This is a genomic window from Escherichia sp. MOD1-EC7003, assembly GCF_002965065.1.
GTDB lineage: Bacteria > Pseudomonadota > Gammaproteobacteria > Enterobacterales > Enterobacteriaceae > Escherichia.
The window spans coordinates 1-256 of sequence record NZ_PTRE01000285.1; the positions used below are offsets into that span (position 1 = coordinate 1).

General features: G+C 55.1%; 1 tRNA gene and 1 rRNA gene. Both read left to right on the forward strand.

Annotated features, from left to right (window positions below):
- The first annotated feature begins 69 nt into the window (after positions 1-69).
- A tRNA-Thr gene (locus tag A7090_RS25380) sits at positions 70-145 on the forward strand.
- Positions 146-182: 37 nt separating this feature from the next.
- Positions 183-256, forward strand: a 5S ribosomal RNA gene (gene rrf / locus A7090_RS25385); the annotation flags it as partial.

The following is a 256-nucleotide window of genomic DNA, read 5'->3' on the forward strand; positions in this document are numbered from 1 at the left end:
GTAGCGCCGATGGTAGTGTGGGGTTTCCCCATGCGAGAGTAGGGAACTGCCAGGCATCAAATTTAGCGTGCTGATATGGCTCAGTTGGTAGAGCGCACCCTTGGTAAGGGTGAGGTCCCCAGTTCGACTCTGGGTATCAGCACCACTTTTAGGTTAAGTTCGGCAGATTAGAAAAGAATTTGTCTGGCGGCAGTAGCGCGGTGGTCCCACCTGACCCCATGCCGAACTCAGAAGTGAAACGCCGTAGCGCCGATGG